General features: G+C 68.6%; 12 protein-coding genes. 2 read left to right on the forward strand and 10 right to left on the reverse strand.

Annotated elements, in window-relative coordinates; translation table 11 throughout:
- Positions 1 to 6 precede the first annotated feature (6 nt).
- The 9 genes from AC3A84_RS00630 to AC3A84_RS00670 form a co-directional block, all read right to left on the reverse strand.
- On the reverse strand, positions 7 to 1,074 hold the full coding sequence (locus tag AC3A84_RS00630) for a PLP-dependent cysteine synthase family protein (protein WP_487967831.1): 1,068 nt from the start codon (positions 1,072 to 1,074) through the stop codon (positions 7 to 9).
- 60 nt (positions 1,075 to 1,134) lie between these two features.
- Entirely contained in the window at positions 1,135 to 1,791 is a 657-nt protein-coding gene (locus tag AC3A84_RS00635; RefSeq protein WP_487967832.1) for a hypothetical protein, read from the reverse strand.
- Positions 1,792 to 1,803: 12 nt separating this feature from the next.
- Positions 1,804 to 2,853: an AIPR family protein gene (locus AC3A84_RS00640; protein ID WP_487967833.1), complete on the reverse strand. Its 1,050-nt coding sequence runs from the start codon at positions 2,851 to 2,853 to the stop codon at positions 1,804 to 1,806.
- A 146-nt stretch (positions 2,854 to 2,999) separates the two neighbouring features.
- Positions 3,000 to 5,801, reverse strand: a complete 2,802-nt coding sequence (locus tag AC3A84_RS00645) for an ABC transporter permease (RefSeq protein ID WP_487967834.1) — start codon at positions 5,799 to 5,801, stop codon at positions 3,000 to 3,002.
- Between the two features lie 62 nt (positions 5,802 to 5,863).
- Positions 5,864 to 6,835 (reverse strand): helix-turn-helix transcriptional regulator, encoded by a 972-nt coding sequence (locus AC3A84_RS00650; RefSeq protein WP_487967835.1) that lies wholly within the window; start codon positions 6,833 to 6,835, stop codon positions 5,864 to 5,866.
- Between the two features lie 76 nt (positions 6,836 to 6,911).
- Positions 6,912 to 7,604 (reverse strand): ABC transporter ATP-binding protein, encoded by a 693-nt coding sequence (locus AC3A84_RS00655; protein ID WP_487967836.1) that lies wholly within the window; start codon positions 7,602 to 7,604, stop codon positions 6,912 to 6,914.
- Entirely contained in the window at positions 7,601 to 8,593 is a 993-nt protein-coding gene (gene miaA / locus AC3A84_RS00660) for a tRNA (adenosine(37)-N6)-dimethylallyltransferase MiaA (protein ID WP_487967837.1), read from the reverse strand. Before miaA ends, AC3A84_RS00655 begins: the two co-directional genes overlap by 4 nt.
- A complete protein-coding gene (locus tag AC3A84_RS00665; RefSeq protein ID WP_487967838.1) occupies positions 8,580 to 9,833 on the reverse strand; it encodes a multidrug effflux MFS transporter in 1,254 nt (417 codons plus the stop codon). The genes miaA and AC3A84_RS00665 overlap by 14 nt, the downstream gene beginning before the upstream one ends.
- A 57-nt stretch (positions 9,834 to 9,890) precedes the next feature.
- Positions 9,891 to 10,799 (reverse strand): alpha/beta hydrolase, encoded by a 909-nt coding sequence (locus tag AC3A84_RS00670; protein WP_487967839.1) that lies wholly within the window; start codon positions 10,797 to 10,799, stop codon positions 9,891 to 9,893.
- Positions 10,800 to 11,058: 259 nt separating this feature from the next.
- On the opposite strand from AC3A84_RS00670, the gene AC3A84_RS00675 reads away from it, so the two are divergent.
- The gene (locus AC3A84_RS00675; RefSeq protein ID WP_487967840.1) at positions 11,059 to 12,039 is read left to right on the forward strand and encodes a 2-hydroxyacid dehydrogenase; all 981 of its coding nucleotides are present in this window, start codon (positions 11,059 to 11,061) and stop codon (positions 12,037 to 12,039) included.
- Positions 12,040 to 12,084: 45 nt separating this feature from the next.
- Here AC3A84_RS00675 and AC3A84_RS00680 read toward each other — a convergent pair whose 3' ends face one another.
- On the reverse strand, positions 12,085 to 12,459 hold the full coding sequence (locus AC3A84_RS00680; RefSeq protein ID WP_487967841.1) for a hypothetical protein: 375 nt from the start codon (positions 12,457 to 12,459) through the stop codon (positions 12,085 to 12,087).
- A gap of 98 nt (positions 12,460 to 12,557) precedes the next feature.
- On the opposite strand from AC3A84_RS00680, the gene AC3A84_RS00685 reads away from it, so the two are divergent.
- Positions 12,558 to 13,715, forward strand: a complete 1,158-nt coding sequence (locus AC3A84_RS00685; protein WP_487967842.1) for a pyridoxal phosphate-dependent aminotransferase — start codon at positions 12,558 to 12,560, stop codon at positions 13,713 to 13,715.
- The last annotated feature ends 73 nt before the right edge of the window (positions 13,716 to 13,788 follow it).

Genomic DNA, 13,788 nt, shown 5'->3' on the forward strand with positions numbered 1-13,788 from the left:
CGGCCGTCAGGCCCGGCAGGACTGCAGCAGCGCGTCGATGCGCGCCCGTGCCGGGCCGCAGTCGCCCATGCGCGTCTGCACCCAGTCCGCGTCGTAGTAGGTGGGCAGGTAGCGCTCGCCCGCATCGCACAGCAGCGAGAGGATCGCGCCCTGTTCGCCCGCCGCGCGCATCTCTGCCGCCAGCCGCAGCATGGCCACGAAGTTGGTGCCCGTCGAAGGCCCCACGCGCCGCCCCAGCAACTGTGACAGCGCCTGCATGGCGGCGATGGATTCATCGTCGGCCACCTCTTCCATGCGGTCCACCAGCGTGCGGATGAAGCTCGGCTCCACGCGCGGCCGGCCAATGCCCTCGATGCGCGAGCCCGGCGCCGTCAGCGTCGCCACGCCCGTGCGGTGGTAGAGGCTGAACACCGAACCCGCCGGATCGGCCACGCACACCTGCGTGGCGTGCCGCTGGTAACGCACATAGCGCCCGATGGTCGCGCTGGTGCCGCCCGTGCCCGCGCCCACCACGATCCAGCGCGGGACAGGGTGCCGCTCGCGCGCCATCTGCGTGAACATGCTCTCGGCGATGTTGTTGTTGCCCCGCCAGTCGGTGGCGCGCTCGGCGTACGTGAACTGGTCCATGTAATGCCCGCCCGTCTCCGCCGCGATGGAGCGCGCCGCGTCATACACCTCGCCCGCGCTTTCCACGAAATGGCAGCGCCCGCCGTAGAACTCGATCAGCGCGATCTTCTCGGCCGAGGTGCTGCGCGGCATCACCGCCACGAACGGCAAGCCCAGCAGGCGGGCGAAATACGCCTCGCTCACCGCCGTGGAGCCGCTGGACGATTCCACGATGGTCGAACCCTCATGCACCCAGCCGTTGCAAAGCGCATAGAGAAACAGCGACCGCGCCAGCCGGTGCTTGAGGCTGCCGGTGGGGTGGGTGGATTCGTCTTTCAGATACAGGTCGATGCCGGCGGCAGCCAGGCCGGGCAGTTGCAGGGCGATCAGGTGGGTGTCGGCGCTGCGGTGGTAGTCGGCTTCGATGCGGGAGATGGCGGAGGGGAGCCACTCATCAATATTAGTCATGAAAAATTTTCAAATTCTCGGGTCTTTGTCAGGGATCGCCTGCATGCCAAAGGTACGTTTTTAGCTAACGGAATTTAGCTTCGGCAATTTCCAGCTCCCGATCCGCGCCATGCGGAGCGCTAAATTTCTCTTTAGCTTTTCTAAGAATGGCTTTGCTCTTAGCTCATTTCGCGTTGAGGAGTCAGCCTCGTCTGTGGTAACTATGTTGACGGCGATCTCAGAGTAAAGCTCCATGGCCTTTTTAGCGTACTTTTTTAGCGCAGCATTGAAGTCTGGTGAAGTCATCCGTCTTAAGGTTAGCTTGCTCATGTCGGACCCGGACCGCTCTATCAGGGTGTTTGCAACGTATATGCCCCAGGGTGTTCCGTGAATTCCAAGAATGGCTTTCATAACTGGGTCGGGATCGCCATCTTGTGCGTCAAGTAGCTGTGCTCGCTCATTTTCTATTTCTTGGGCTAGGATCCATGCAAGCATTACACGCTCAGGTTTTAATCCGCGGGGGAATATATTCTTATATGATCGATCAAAAAGCTCGGCCTTCTTTGCTACGGACTCTAAAACCGTGTCTTCCGACATGGCTGCTAAATATTGTGTGATACGGTCCAGCTCTATGCGTTTTGTGCTTTTTGCGGTTTTTGCCCCTTCTTGTTTTGGGGCGTAAATGTAATCAATGGTGGAAAATGCGCTTCGTAAACTCTCTTGTATTGGATCTAGCAAGCGAACTGCTGCTTATTTGACCGGATTCTGCGTGTTGTTATAGCGGACGATGTCGGTCAGTAGAGCTTTTTTGGCGCCGACTACTCTGGCGAGAACTTGCGCTTTGCCCGCATCTGGAGATTTTTCAATTGCCCGCGTTAAGCTGACCGTAGTTTGGCATCCGTTGACAACAGAAAAACGCCGGATTAGGTATTTGTTGTCACGAAGGTTTTCAAAGCTATCCGCGACTATGGTAATTCCGTTATTTAGGGCCCAGAAATCACCCGGTCGGTTATTCGCTGTTTCGACAATCTTCTCATTAATTCCACCCTTTCTTTCTCCAATGAAGAGGCGGACATTTCCTTCGAATAACTGATTGTTATATTTTTCGTGCAATCTGGCTAGCTCGGATGCAGCTACGGAGCCTACTATGGCTTGCCCGAAGTCGCCCTTAACGTCAGCAACTGGCCCGGAAAATGTAATTACGTCTTCTGTTACATTGCGGTCTGCGGCGCGAGCTATCACAAACTTGTCATAGATCGATTCTTGATGCTCGTAAAAAAATGTCGCCTCGGTGCCATAGGTTTTTGAACGTACTGTCGCCTCGCGCTGCCTGGCAATTTGATCGGATTTTGCTGCTAAAGTTACCAGGCCGAAAACTCGAGAATAGTGGGAGATATCTACCTCTGTTAGAAGTTCAAATATGTCTCGCCGCCCGCCATGTTGGAAAGAGATGGGATCGTTGATGTTGGTGACCGCCGCCACTAGGGCATTCCACTTCTTGATCCCCGCGCTCCGGTCGGCTCGGTCGGAAACATAGCCTTGGAGAATGTATACGACTTCTTGGTCGTTATCGATGTAAATAAAGTCGCAGCCATTGTCCTCGGATCCGTCAACAGATGCTGCATCAATTGCCTCGTCCTCGTCAATGCCCAGCAATGTGGATGCGTACCACGCGGTTATTGCTTTGTCTCTAGAGATGCCACCACGCTTTGCCAAGGAATCAATGGCCATTAACATTTCCTTTCGGGGGTCCGCGTTGGTCGCCTTGGATGCTGTCGGGCTTTGATTGATGCTTGCCAAGATTTTCTCCTGCAGTAGTTATTTGTCTAGTTTATAGAAATTCTGCTCAAAGCTAAAGCTTGAATATCGACGGCTTGACTTGAGTTAAGAAGATAAGGGGCAATATCGAATGAGTATGGTTCAGGGGGCTAGGCCGAAAGGGCGTGCTACCAATCCTCTTTGACCGCCATCACCGCATCCCTCCCCGCAGCAGCCCGTCCCGCCACCCACGCAGTGACGGTCCCCGCAGCCACCACCGCCCCCGCCAGCGCTACCAGCCGCTCCACCGGCACCCGCATCTCCATCGTCCAGTGAAAGCTCTGCGGGTTCACCACATGCACCAGCACGGCGGCGACGGCCAGGCCCAGCAGGGTGCCGGCCAGGGCGCCGATGGCCGTCCAGGCGGCGCCTTCGCCGGCGACCACGGCCAGCACCTGCCGGCGGGTGAGGCCCAGGTGGGCCAGCAGGCCGAATTCCTTGCGGCGCGCCAGCACCTGGGCGCTGAAGCTGGCGGCCACGCCGAAGAGGCCGATGGCGATGGCCACGGCCTGCAGCCAGTAGGTGACGGCGAAGCTGCGGTCGAAGATGCCGAGCGAGCGTTCGCGGATGGCGACGGAGGCGGCGAATTCCAGTGCGCTGCTCGCGTCCTTGCCCGCACCGTCGGCGGTCTGGCCTGGGGCCTCGGGAGTGCCCTCCGCCGCGCCGGATGGGCCGGCCGTGCGCTGCGCGGCCAGCGCGATTGCCAGCGCGGTGATCTCCTGGCGCAGCGCGGCTTCGTCCGTGCCGGGGCGGGGCCAGAGGGCCAGGTCGCTCACGCGGGCGTCGCCTGTCAGGCGCACGAAGTCGGCGCTGTCGATGGCGATGGCGCCGAACTGGCGCACATAGTCGCGCCACACGCCTGCTACGAAAAACGTAGCTGGCTGCGCTGGTGTAGCCTGGGCCAGCGGCTGGAATGACGTGGAAAGCAGGGGCCAGTCGGCGCCCACGCGCACGCCGTAGAGCTGCACCACGGCCTCGCTCACATACACGCCCACGCGGCCGGCGGGCACGGGCAGGGCGGGGCCGACCAGGGGCAGGGTCTGGGCAGCGCCGCCAGCATTGCTGTTCGCCACCAGCGGCCGGGCGATGAGGGCCACGGCGGGGCGGGCCGGGTCCAGCAGCAGGCTGGTGGTGCGCAGGGCCTGCACGCGCTCGATCTGGGGCAGCCGGGCCACGGCCTGGGGCAGGCCGGCGGGCAGGGTGGCGGCGTCGTCGCCGGTGCTGCCGCCGCCGCTGCTGCCGGTCACGCGCACATAGAGCGGCGCAGGCAGCACGGCGTCCAGCCAGGCGATGACGGAGCCGCGGAAGCTCGACACCATCACCGTGAGCGCCACGGCCAGGCTCAGCGACGCGACCACGCCGCCCACGGCCACGGCGGCGGTGCCGCGCATGCGGCGGGCGCGCTCCAGCGCCAGGAGGGGCAAGAGGCGCCGCGCCGCCAGCGGCTGCAGCGCGCGCAGCAGCCCTTGCACGGCCCAGGGCAGCAGGGCGATGCCGCCCACCAGCAGCAGGCCCACGGCCAGATAGGCGGCCAGCGGCATGCCGAAGACGGGCGGCGCGAAGGCCAGCGCCGCGCCGGCGCCCATCAGCGCCAGACCCGGCAGGCTGCGGTGGGCCCCGCCGCCTGCGGCGCCCAGGCCTTTGAGGGTCTGCGCGGGCGGCAGGCGCTGGGCCTGGCGGGCCGGCCACCAGCCGCCCGCCAGCGCGGCGGCCACGCCCAGCGCGCCGTAAAGGCCTGCGGCCGGTGCGCTCCACTGCAGCGCGGGCTGCACGCCCGAGAAATAGCCGCCGCCCAGGTCGCCGCCCAGCACGCGCAGCGCCAGCGCCGCCAGTCCGGTGCCCAGGGCGATGCCGGCCGCACTGCCCAGCAGGCCCAGCAGGGCCGATTCGCCCAGCACCAGGGCCAGCCGCTGGCGCGGCGTGGCGCCCAGCACGGCCAGCAGCGCGAACTGCGGTGCCCGCTGCGCCACGCTGAGCGCCAGCACCGAAAAGACCAGAAACGCGCCCGTGAAGAGCGCCACCAGCGCCAGCACCGTCAGGTTGACGCGGTAGGCGCGCGAGAGGTTGCTCACGCGCTGGGCGGCATCGCCGGGCTCGGCCACGCGCACGCCGCGCGCGGCGCCGGGCAGGGCCAGCAGGGCGCGTTCGGCCGCGGCACGGTCGGCGCCGGGGCGCAGCTGCAGGTCGATGCGGCTGAGCTGGCCGCCGCGCCCGAAGAGGTCTTGCGCGGCGGCGATGTCCATCACCGCCAGCGGCGGCCCGCCCGCTGCCACCCGGCCGGCCACGCGCACGGTGCGGCTCTGCAGGCCGGTGCGCAGGGTGAGCGTGGCGCCCTCCGCACCCGGCTGCGCGCCCGCCAGCCGCAGCGCATCGGCCGCCGCGGCATTGAGGAACACGGTGGCGGGCGAGAACAGCGCCAGCCGGTCGCCGTTTCCACTGTCGCTGTCGCTGCCCGCGAAGGCCTGGGGCATGAGGGCCGGGGCCATGGTGGGCAGCAGCAGCGCATCGACGCCGACCACGCGCAGGGCGATGGGCGGGGCGGCGGGTGTGGCGCCTGCGGCATCGCCGGGTGCGGGTGGGCTCTGGTTCGGGGGCTGCGTCTGTGTCTGTGCCTGCGCCGACAGCTCCAGCCAGGGGCTGGCCAGCGCCACCTGCGGCAGCGCGGCGACCTGGCCGTAGAGCGCCTCGGGCAGCGCGCCCTGGGCTGGGCGCAGTTCCAGATCGGGCTGGCCGTTGACCGAGCGCACGGCCTGCGAGAACTCGTCCAGCGCCGAGGCATTGATCACATGCACCGCAAAGCCCAGCGCCACGCCCAGCATGACGGCCACGACGGCGGCGGCGCTGCGCCAGGGGTGGTGGCGCAACTCGCGCCCCGACACGGCGGCCAGCAGGCGGAGGAAGGCGAGCAGGGCGGAGGTGGGCAGGGGCATGCGGTCAGTGTTGGGCTGGAGGGCGGGCACGGCGCCATCGCATCGGCGCCCGCCCTGGCCCATCAGTCTGCCTGACGCAAGGCCTCGATCAGCTGCGCGACGTTGGACACGGCCAGCTTTTCATAGGCGGCCTGCAGCTGGTTGCGCACGGTGGCCGGCGAGCGCTGCAGCAGCGCGGCCACCTGCTTGTGGCTGTAGCCCTTGGCGGTGAGCTGGGCCACGCGGAGTTCGCCGGGCGTGAGCTCGTCGGCCGGGCAGCGACGTCGCCCTTTGAGGAACAGCAGCCGGTGCTGGGCATGGTGGCGCAGCACCAGCGAGCGGCCCCGGTGGCAGGGCTGGCCACCGAGGAAATCGTTCAGCGGCTCGGCAGGCAGCGCGTGGCCGGCCCAGCCCGGCCATTCGGCGCGCAGCATGTCCCTGAAGGCCGGATCGGCGTGATAGATGACGCCGCGCAGGTCGGCAATGGCGGTGCCGCACGTGGGCGGGGCGGCCGGGTGGATCTGCTGCAGGTGGATGCGGCGGTTGATGGCCAGCGCCTGCATGAAGTGCGGCGCGAGCTGGTCGATGCACTGCGCTTCGTGCGCCTGGCCCTGTGCGTCGGGGTCGGCGCGGAACAGGGAGATCCAGTGAACGAACCGCCGCTCCAAGTCATTGTCGGCGGTGATGAAGTTGTTGGTCTGCCCCCAGCGCTGAAGGAAGTCGCGCATCTCGCGCTCTTCTCGCCGGTGGTGCCAGGTCGCTGCGTGGAAGTTGACCGTGCCGCGCCTGCGGTTCATCAGGCTGGCGGCGGCCGAGTCCTGGTGCTTGACGGCCTCGTACTCGGCCATCATCTCCGGCGACTTGCGGAAGAGGTGCAGGGTGTGGACGTCGATGCCGGCCGGGTGGGTGCCCGCCGTGCCCCACATGGCAGCGTCGAAGGGCACGGCCGACTGCAGCAGCTGGAGCGCGGCATCCTGAAACGCGTCGATGGAATGCTCGTGGGCGAAGCGATAGAGATGCAGCAGCAACTCGCCCGGGTCTTGCGGTGCGGTCATGGCGTGGGGCTCCAGGCTCGGTGAAAGCAGGCCTGCCCAGTATAGAAAAGCCCCGTGCATGCCGGGGCGCCGCTTTTCAGCCGATGGCCGTGATGCCTTCGCTGCTGAGCCGCAGCACCCGGTCCGCCCGCGCCGCCGCCGCTTCCGAATGCGTGACCAGCACCAGCGCCGCGCCGTGTTCGCGGGTCTGGGCGATGAGCAGGTCCATCACCCGGGCGGCGGTGCCGGGGTCGAGGTTGCCGGTGGGCTCGTCGGCCAGCAGCAGGGCAGGGCGGTGGACCAGGGCGCGGGCGATGGCCACGCGCTGCAGCTGCCCGCCGCTCAGCTGCTGCGGCAGGCGCGCGCCCAGGCCGTGCAGGCCCACGGCGTCCAGCATGTGCTCGACCCGTGCGGGGTCGTTTTCGCCCAGCAGCATGAGCGGCAGGGCCACGTTCTGGGCCACGTCCAGGTGCGGCAGCACGTGGAAGGCCTGGAAGACGAAGCCCACGTGGCGGCGGCGCCAGAGGGCGCGCTGGGTGTCGTCCAGCGTGCCCAGGTCGGTGGTGCCGGGCAGGGTGGTGATGCGGCCCGTGTCCCAGCTGTCCAGCCCGGCCAGGCAGTTGAGCAGGGTGGATTTGCCCACGCCCGAATCGCCCACGATGGCGACGAATTCGCCGCGCTGCACCTGCAGATCGACGTGGCTGAAGATGGTCGCGTCGCCATAGCGTTTGCCCAGGCCGGTGGCGGTGAGCACCGGGGGGGCGCCTGGGGTGGCCGGGGGCGTGGTCATGCGGCGGCGGCGTGCAGCAGCGCCTGCACGCGGCCCACGAGGGTGGCGGTGGCGCCCGGCGCATCGCAGGCGATGGCCTGGCGCTGGGGCATGCTGCGCAGCCAGGTGATCTGCCGCTTGGCGAGCTGCCGGGTGGCGGCGATGCCGCGTTCGCGCAGGTCGGCGGCGGGCAGGCGGCCGGTGGCGGCTTCGATGTCCAGCGCCTCCCAGGCCTGGCGGTAGCCCACGCAGCGCATGGAGGGCAGGTCGATGTGCAGGTCGCCCCGGGCGCGCAGGGCGCGCACTTCGTCGAGGAAGCCGTCCTGCAGCATGGCGTCGAAGCGCTGGGCGATGCGCTGGTGCAGCCAGGCGCGGTCGGTGGGTTCTAGGGAAAAAAGCGCTCCTGCGCCCATCCTGTCTGCGCTGTCAGCTATCTTTTTGATAGTGTGGAAGTGCGACAGGGGCTGGCCGGAGACATGCCACACCTCCAGCGCGCGCTGGATGCGCTGGCTGTCGGCGGGCGCCAGCCGGGTGGCGGTGGCGGGGTCGATGCGGGCCAGTTCGGCATGCATGGCGGGCCAGCCGATGGCGGCGGCCTGCGCTTCGAGCCGGGCGCGCACGGCGGGGTCGGCGGGCGGCATGTCGTCGATGCCGTCGATCAGCGCCTTGAAGTACAGCATGGTGCCGCCCACCAGCAGCGGCAGCGCGCCGCGTGCGCGGATCTCGCCGATGAGGCGCTGCGCGTCGGCCACGAATTCGGCGGCGCTGTAGGCCTGCAGCGGGTCGCGGATGTCGATCAGGTGGTGCGGCGCGCTGGCCTGCTCGGCGGCGCTGGGCTTGGCGGTGCCGATGTCCATGCCGCGATAGACCAGGGCCGAATCGACGCTGATGATTTCTACCGGCAATGTGGGCGCGAGCGCCTGGGCGATGGCCAGCGCGCCGGCCGTCTTGCCCGACGCGGTAGGCCCCGCCAGGGCAACGTAGGTGGGCAGGGTGTCAGCGCGGGGCATGCAGTGCTCCTGCGAAGCGCGGCACCAGCACCCACGCGATGGCGGCCAGCACTGCCGACCAGAAGGCGATGCCCTGCACCAGCGGCAGCACGGTGCCCCCCGGCTGCCTGCCCAGCCAGGCGCCGACGCCGAAAGCCGCCAGCATCATCATGAAACCGTTCAGCGCCGAGGCCACGCCGGCAGACTGCGGGAAGGGCCCGACCGCACCGCTTTGCCCGCAGGGCTGGTGGATGCCATGGCCCAGCATGAACAGGTAGAACGGCAGCAGCAGTGCCCAGGGCGATTGCCAGCCGGCCACCGCGTGCAGCAGCGCCAGGCCGCAGCCGCCGGCGGCACTGAGGCCGCCCGCCAGCACCACGGTGCGCACCAGGCCCAGGCGCGCCAGCAATCGGCGGCACAGCAGCGTGCCCAGCAGATAGGCCAGCGCGGTGGACAGCAGCACCAGCCCGTAAGCCGTGCGTGACAGGCCCAGCACGTCGATGAAGGCGAAGGACGAGCTCGCCAGGAAGGTGAAGAGTCCGGCGTAGCTGGCGGTGGTCAGCAGCGAGAACGCCCAGAACGTCGGCGTGCCCAGCACGTGGCCCCAGGTGCGTGCCAGCGTGGCCGGATGCAGGGCGCGCGGATTGCGTTGCGCCAGCGTTTCCGGCATGCGCCACGCCACCAGGGCGAGCGTGCCGGCGGCATAGGCCGTCAGCACCAGCAACGCGGCGCGCCAGCCCAGCCGTTCGGCCAGCAGTCCGCCCAGCGGCGCGCAGGCGCAGGCGACCAGGCCCAGGCCGGTCAGCGCCTTCGACATGGCGCGCGCACCGGCCAGGGGCGCATACAGGTCGCGCACGATGGCGCGGGCGCACATCACCACGGCGCCCATGGCGGCCCCCTGCGCCGTGCGCCAGAGCACCAGCTGTTCCATGGACGGTGCCATCGCGCTGCACACTGAGGCCGCGGTATAGGCGGCCAGCCCGGTCAGCAGGATGGGCCGGCGTCCGAAACGGTCGGACAGCGGCCCCCACACGAGTTGCGACAGGCCGAAGGCCAGCAGCAGGGCGCTCAGGGTCAGGTGGGCGGAGGCGACGTTGGCGCCCAGCGCGCGGGTGAGCGCGGGCAGGGCGGGCAGGTAGAGATCGGTGGTGACGGGCTGGATGCTCAGCAGCAGGGCCAGTACGACGACGGCAAGGCCGGGTGGCAGGGCCGTTGTGTTCGGCAGCGGCTCCAGCCCGGCGGCGGCGGAAGGGGCAGGCATAGTGCGGGCGAGGGTACCAGACGGGTCGGCCCGCCCTGGCGACCTGGCCCGGCGCCGTCAGCTGCGGGTGGGCGCGGGCGTGGCGGCCACCGCCGCCGGTGGCGCCGGGGCCAGGTGCGGCGTGCTGCCGGGCAGGGGCAGCTTGAAGAAGTCGGCCAGCGCCTCGCGGTACTGCTCCTGCCCCAGATCGTTGGTGTTGTGGTGGGTGCCGCCTTCGACCATCACGAAGCGCTTGGGCTCCTGCGCGGCCTCGTAGAGCTTGCGGCCCAGCGAGGGCAGGATGAGCCGGTCGTCGCTGCCATGCACCACGAGCAGCGGCGAGCCGATGTGCGCCACCTTGCGGATCGACTCGAAGCGCTGCGTGATCAGCCCGGAGATGGGCAGCCAGCCCCACTTGAAGGTGCTGACCACTTCAGCGATGTTGGTGAAGGTGCCTTCGACGATGGTGCCTTTCTCGTCGGGCACCTGCGAAGCGAGGTCGATGGCGATGGCCCCGCCCAGGGAATGGCCGAAGATGTAGCGGTCGCTCTGCGGCGCTTTCTTTGCCAGCCAGCGCCATGCGGCATGGGCGTCTTCGAGCGCGGTGGATTCCGACGGCAGCCCGGCACTGCTGCGCCCGAATCCCCGGTAATCGACGGCCAGCACCGAAAAGCCCATGTCGTGCATGCGGCGGATGCGCGGGGCCGAGCCGGTGACGTTCCAGCGCGCGCCGTGCAGATAGAGCATCACCGGCGCGCCGGGCTGGGCGGCAGGCATCCAGAGGCCGTGCAGCTTTTCAGTCTGGGCGGTGACGGTGGAATCGAAATCGATCCACACGTCCTGCATGCCCTCGGACAGATGCGCGCCGTTCCAGGCCCGGTCGCTGGGCTGGAAGATCCACTCGCGCTGCTTGGCGTCGAGCGCGGCGCAGCCGGCGGTGATGGCCAAGGCTGCAGCGATGGAAGAGATGAGGGGCCAGCGCTTCATGTGTAGGGCAGAGTGGCGGTGTGGCGGAAAGTTCTGGGTTAACGATTTGTTGCCGCGCGACGATGACACGGCACAGGGTGGTGCAGGCTCAGGGCAATCCCCAGCCCGCAGGCGCAAGGCCATGCAAGTTCCATGCGTGGTTACCATCGGGCTTTCTCCGGCAGCGGCCGGGCCTGCGCGTTCTCTGCGCCGCGGGTTCGGCCCCCGTTCCTCACCATCCAATGGCTCTGCAGTCCAGGCTGGATAAGCGCTGCGTGCTATGAATACTGAAGCGTCCGCGCTTTTGGAGTGCCCCGTGACCATCACCCCCAAGATTCCCCTGCTGTCGCTGCACACGCTCACGCCCGGGCACCAGGCGCAGATCGCCGAGCGGTATGAACTGCACTACGCCCCCACGCCGGCCGAGCGCACGGCCGCCATCGCCACCCAGGGCCATCGCTTCCGCGTCGTGCTGACGGTGGGCGCCACGGGCCTGTCGGCGCAGGAGATCGAGGCCATGCCCGCACTGGAGCTGATCTGCGCCCTGGGCGCAGGCTACGAGAACATCGCGGTGGACGCGGCCCGCGAGCGCGGCATCGCCCTGGGCACGGGCGCCGGCACCAACGACGACTGTGTGGCCGACCATGCCTTCGGCCTGCTGATCGGCATCGTGCGCGGCCTGCGGCCCATGGACCGCCTGTGCCGCGAAGGCGTCTGGCGCGACGCCATCGGCCTGCCGCCCAACGTGTCGGGCAAGCGCCTGGGCATCTTCGGCCTGGGCGCTATCGGCCAGAAGATCGCCCGCCGCGCCGCCGCCTTCGACATGCCCATCGGCTACCACAACCGCCAGCCGCGCGCCGGCGTGGAACACCGCTATTTCGACAGCCTGCAGGCGCTCGCCGAATGGTGCGACGTGCTGGTGTGCGCCACGCCGGGCGGCCCGGCCACGCGCCACAAGGTGGATGCCGCCGTGCTCGACGCGCTGGGCCCGCAGGGCTATCTGGTGAACATCTCGCGCGGCAGCGTGGTGGACACGGCCGCGTTGGCCCAGGCCCTGCGCGAACAGCGCATCGCGGGTGCCGGGCTGGACGTGTATGAAAGCGAACCTGCGCCGCCCGAGGCGCTGATCGCCCTGGACAACGTGCTGCTCACCCCGCACCTGGGCGGCTGGTCGCCCGAGGCCGTGCAGCGCAGCGTGGACCAGTTCCTGGCCAATGCCGAAGGGCACTTCGCCGGGCGCGGCGTGGTGTCGCCCATCTGATCGGATGCCGCAGGCCCGGCGGGCCTGATCGGTGGCCTGCGCCCGTCAGGGCTTGGCGTAGCCCAGACAGGCGCCCGCGTTGGGCAGGCCCTTGCATTCGCGCTTCAGGCGCCGGTCACGCTGCGCGGGCGTCTCCTGCGAACCGCCGGTGGCCGAGGGCTTGATGCGCAGGCGCTCCTGGTTGACGGCCCTTCTCTGCTTCTTGTCGTGGTTGGGCCGCACCGACTCGCCCGTGGCTTCGTCCTGCGATGCCGACGAACTCCGGGCATGGGCTTGCGGCATCGCTGCTAGCCAGAGCGCCAGGGCCGCGGCCGCCAGGGGCAGGGCGGCCCACAGCCGGATTCGGGAGGCTTTCAGGCCGGCGGGCATGGACTGGGCTGCCGGGTACGCTGCGTGCTTCGGGTGTCGGGTCGTTGGCATGGGGGTGTCCCTCCTGTGCCGCAATATAGTGCGGGCGCTGCCTTCTGTTCCATCGCGCCCGTCTTTTCTTTCTCCCCTTCCTCCCATCACCTCCATCCATGCGCCACACGCTCGCCACCCTGCAGGAATCCCGTATCCGTGAAGTCGCCAACGCCGGCATGGGCCGCAGCGACGTGCTGCCGTTCTGGTTCGGAGAGAGCGACGAGGTCACGCCGCAGGTGATCCGCGACGCGGCCATCGCATCGCTTGAGCGCGGCGAGACCTTCTATTCGCACAACCTGGGCCTGCTGGAGCTGCGCGAGCAGATCGCTGCCTATGCCAGCCGGCTGCACGGCCCGGTGGGCGTGGAGCGCATCGCCGTCACCTCCGGCGGCGTGAACGCGCTGATGCTGGCCATGCAGGCGCTCTTGGATGCGGGCGACGAGGCCGTGGCCGTGACCCCGGTCTGGCCCAACCTCACGGCCCAGCCGCTGGTGATGGGCGCGCGCCTGCGCTGCGTGCCGCTGCGCCCGCAGGCGGACGGCCTCTGGGCGCTCGACCTGCCCGCGCTGCTGGCGGCCATCACGCCGGCCACGCGCCTGCTGATCCTCAACGCGCCCAACAATCCCACGGGCTGGACGTTGTCGGCCGAGGAGCAGCGCGCCATCCTGGCCCACTGCCGCAGCACCGGCACCTGGGTGCTGGCCGACGAGGTCTATGAACGCCTCTACTACGAGCCCACGGCCAACGGCTGCGCGCCGAGCTTTCTCGACATCGCCGAGCCCGAGGACCGGCTGGTGGTGGTGCAGAGCTTTTCCAAGGGCTTTCTGATGACCGGCTGGCGCCTGGGCTGGCTGGTGATGCCGCCCTCGCTCACGCACCACATGGGCAAGCTGGTGGAGTTCAACACCTCCTGCATCAGCGTCTTCACCCAGCGCGCCGGCCTGGCCGCGCTGGCGCACGAGGCCGACATCACGCCCCGCGTGGTCGCCCACCTGCGCACCTGCCGCGACACCCTGGTACCCCTGCTGCAGGCGCTGCCCGGCGTGACCGTCGCGCCGGCCCGCGGCGGCATGTATGCCTTCTTCCGCATCGAGGGGCACAGCGACTCGCTGGCGCTCGCCAAGCGCCTGGTGGCCGAGGCCGGACTGGGTCTCGCGCCCGGCGTGGCCTTCGGCGACGAGGCCGAGGGCTGGCTGCGCTGGTGCTTCGCCTCGCAGGACGCCAGCCGGCTGGTGCAGGGGGTGGAGCGGCTCAAAAAGTGGCTCGGGGTATAATCGACCGGTTTTGCATGGTGCAAGACGCACGCCGGTGGCCGTTCCAGCTGCCAGCGCAAGTAAACCGGGAGCG

The sequence above is a fragment of the Paracidovorax sp. genome (assembly GCF_057642795.1).

Coding starts and splice junctions, on each gene's coding strand:
- AC3A84_RS00630 (WP_487967831.1), bottom strand. CDS start 1,074: ATGACTAATATTGATGAGTGGCTCCCCTCCGCCATCTCCCGCATCGAA.
- AC3A84_RS00645 (WP_487967834.1), bottom strand. CDS start 5,801: ATGCCCCTGCCCACCTCCGCCCTGCTCGCCTTCCTCCGCCTGCTGGCC.
- AC3A84_RS00650 (WP_487967835.1), bottom strand. CDS start 6,835: ATGACCGCACCGCAAGACCCGGGCGAGTTGCTGCTGCATCTCTATCGC.
- AC3A84_RS00655 (WP_487967836.1), bottom strand. CDS start 7,604: ATGACCACGCCCCCGGCCACCCCAGGCGCCCCCCCGGTGCTCACCGCC.
- miaA (WP_487967837.1), bottom strand. CDS start 8,593: ATGCCCCGCGCTGACACCCTGCCCACCTACGTTGCCCTGGCGGGGCCT.
- AC3A84_RS00665 (WP_487967838.1), bottom strand. CDS start 9,833: ATGCCTGCCCCTTCCGCCGCCGCCGGGCTGGAGCCGCTGCCGAACACA.
- AC3A84_RS00670 (WP_487967839.1), bottom strand. CDS start 10,799: ATGAAGCGCTGGCCCCTCATCTCTTCCATCGCTGCAGCCTTGGCCATC.
- AC3A84_RS00675 (WP_487967840.1), top strand. CDS start 11,059: ATGAATACTGAAGCGTCCGCGCTTTTGGAGTGCCCCGTGACCATCACC.
- AC3A84_RS00680 (WP_487967841.1), bottom strand. CDS start 12,459: ATGCCAACGACCCGACACCCGAAGCACGCAGCGTACCCGGCAGCCCAG.
- AC3A84_RS00685 (WP_487967842.1), top strand. CDS start 12,558: ATGCGCCACACGCTCGCCACCCTGCAGGAATCCCGTATCCGTGAAGTC.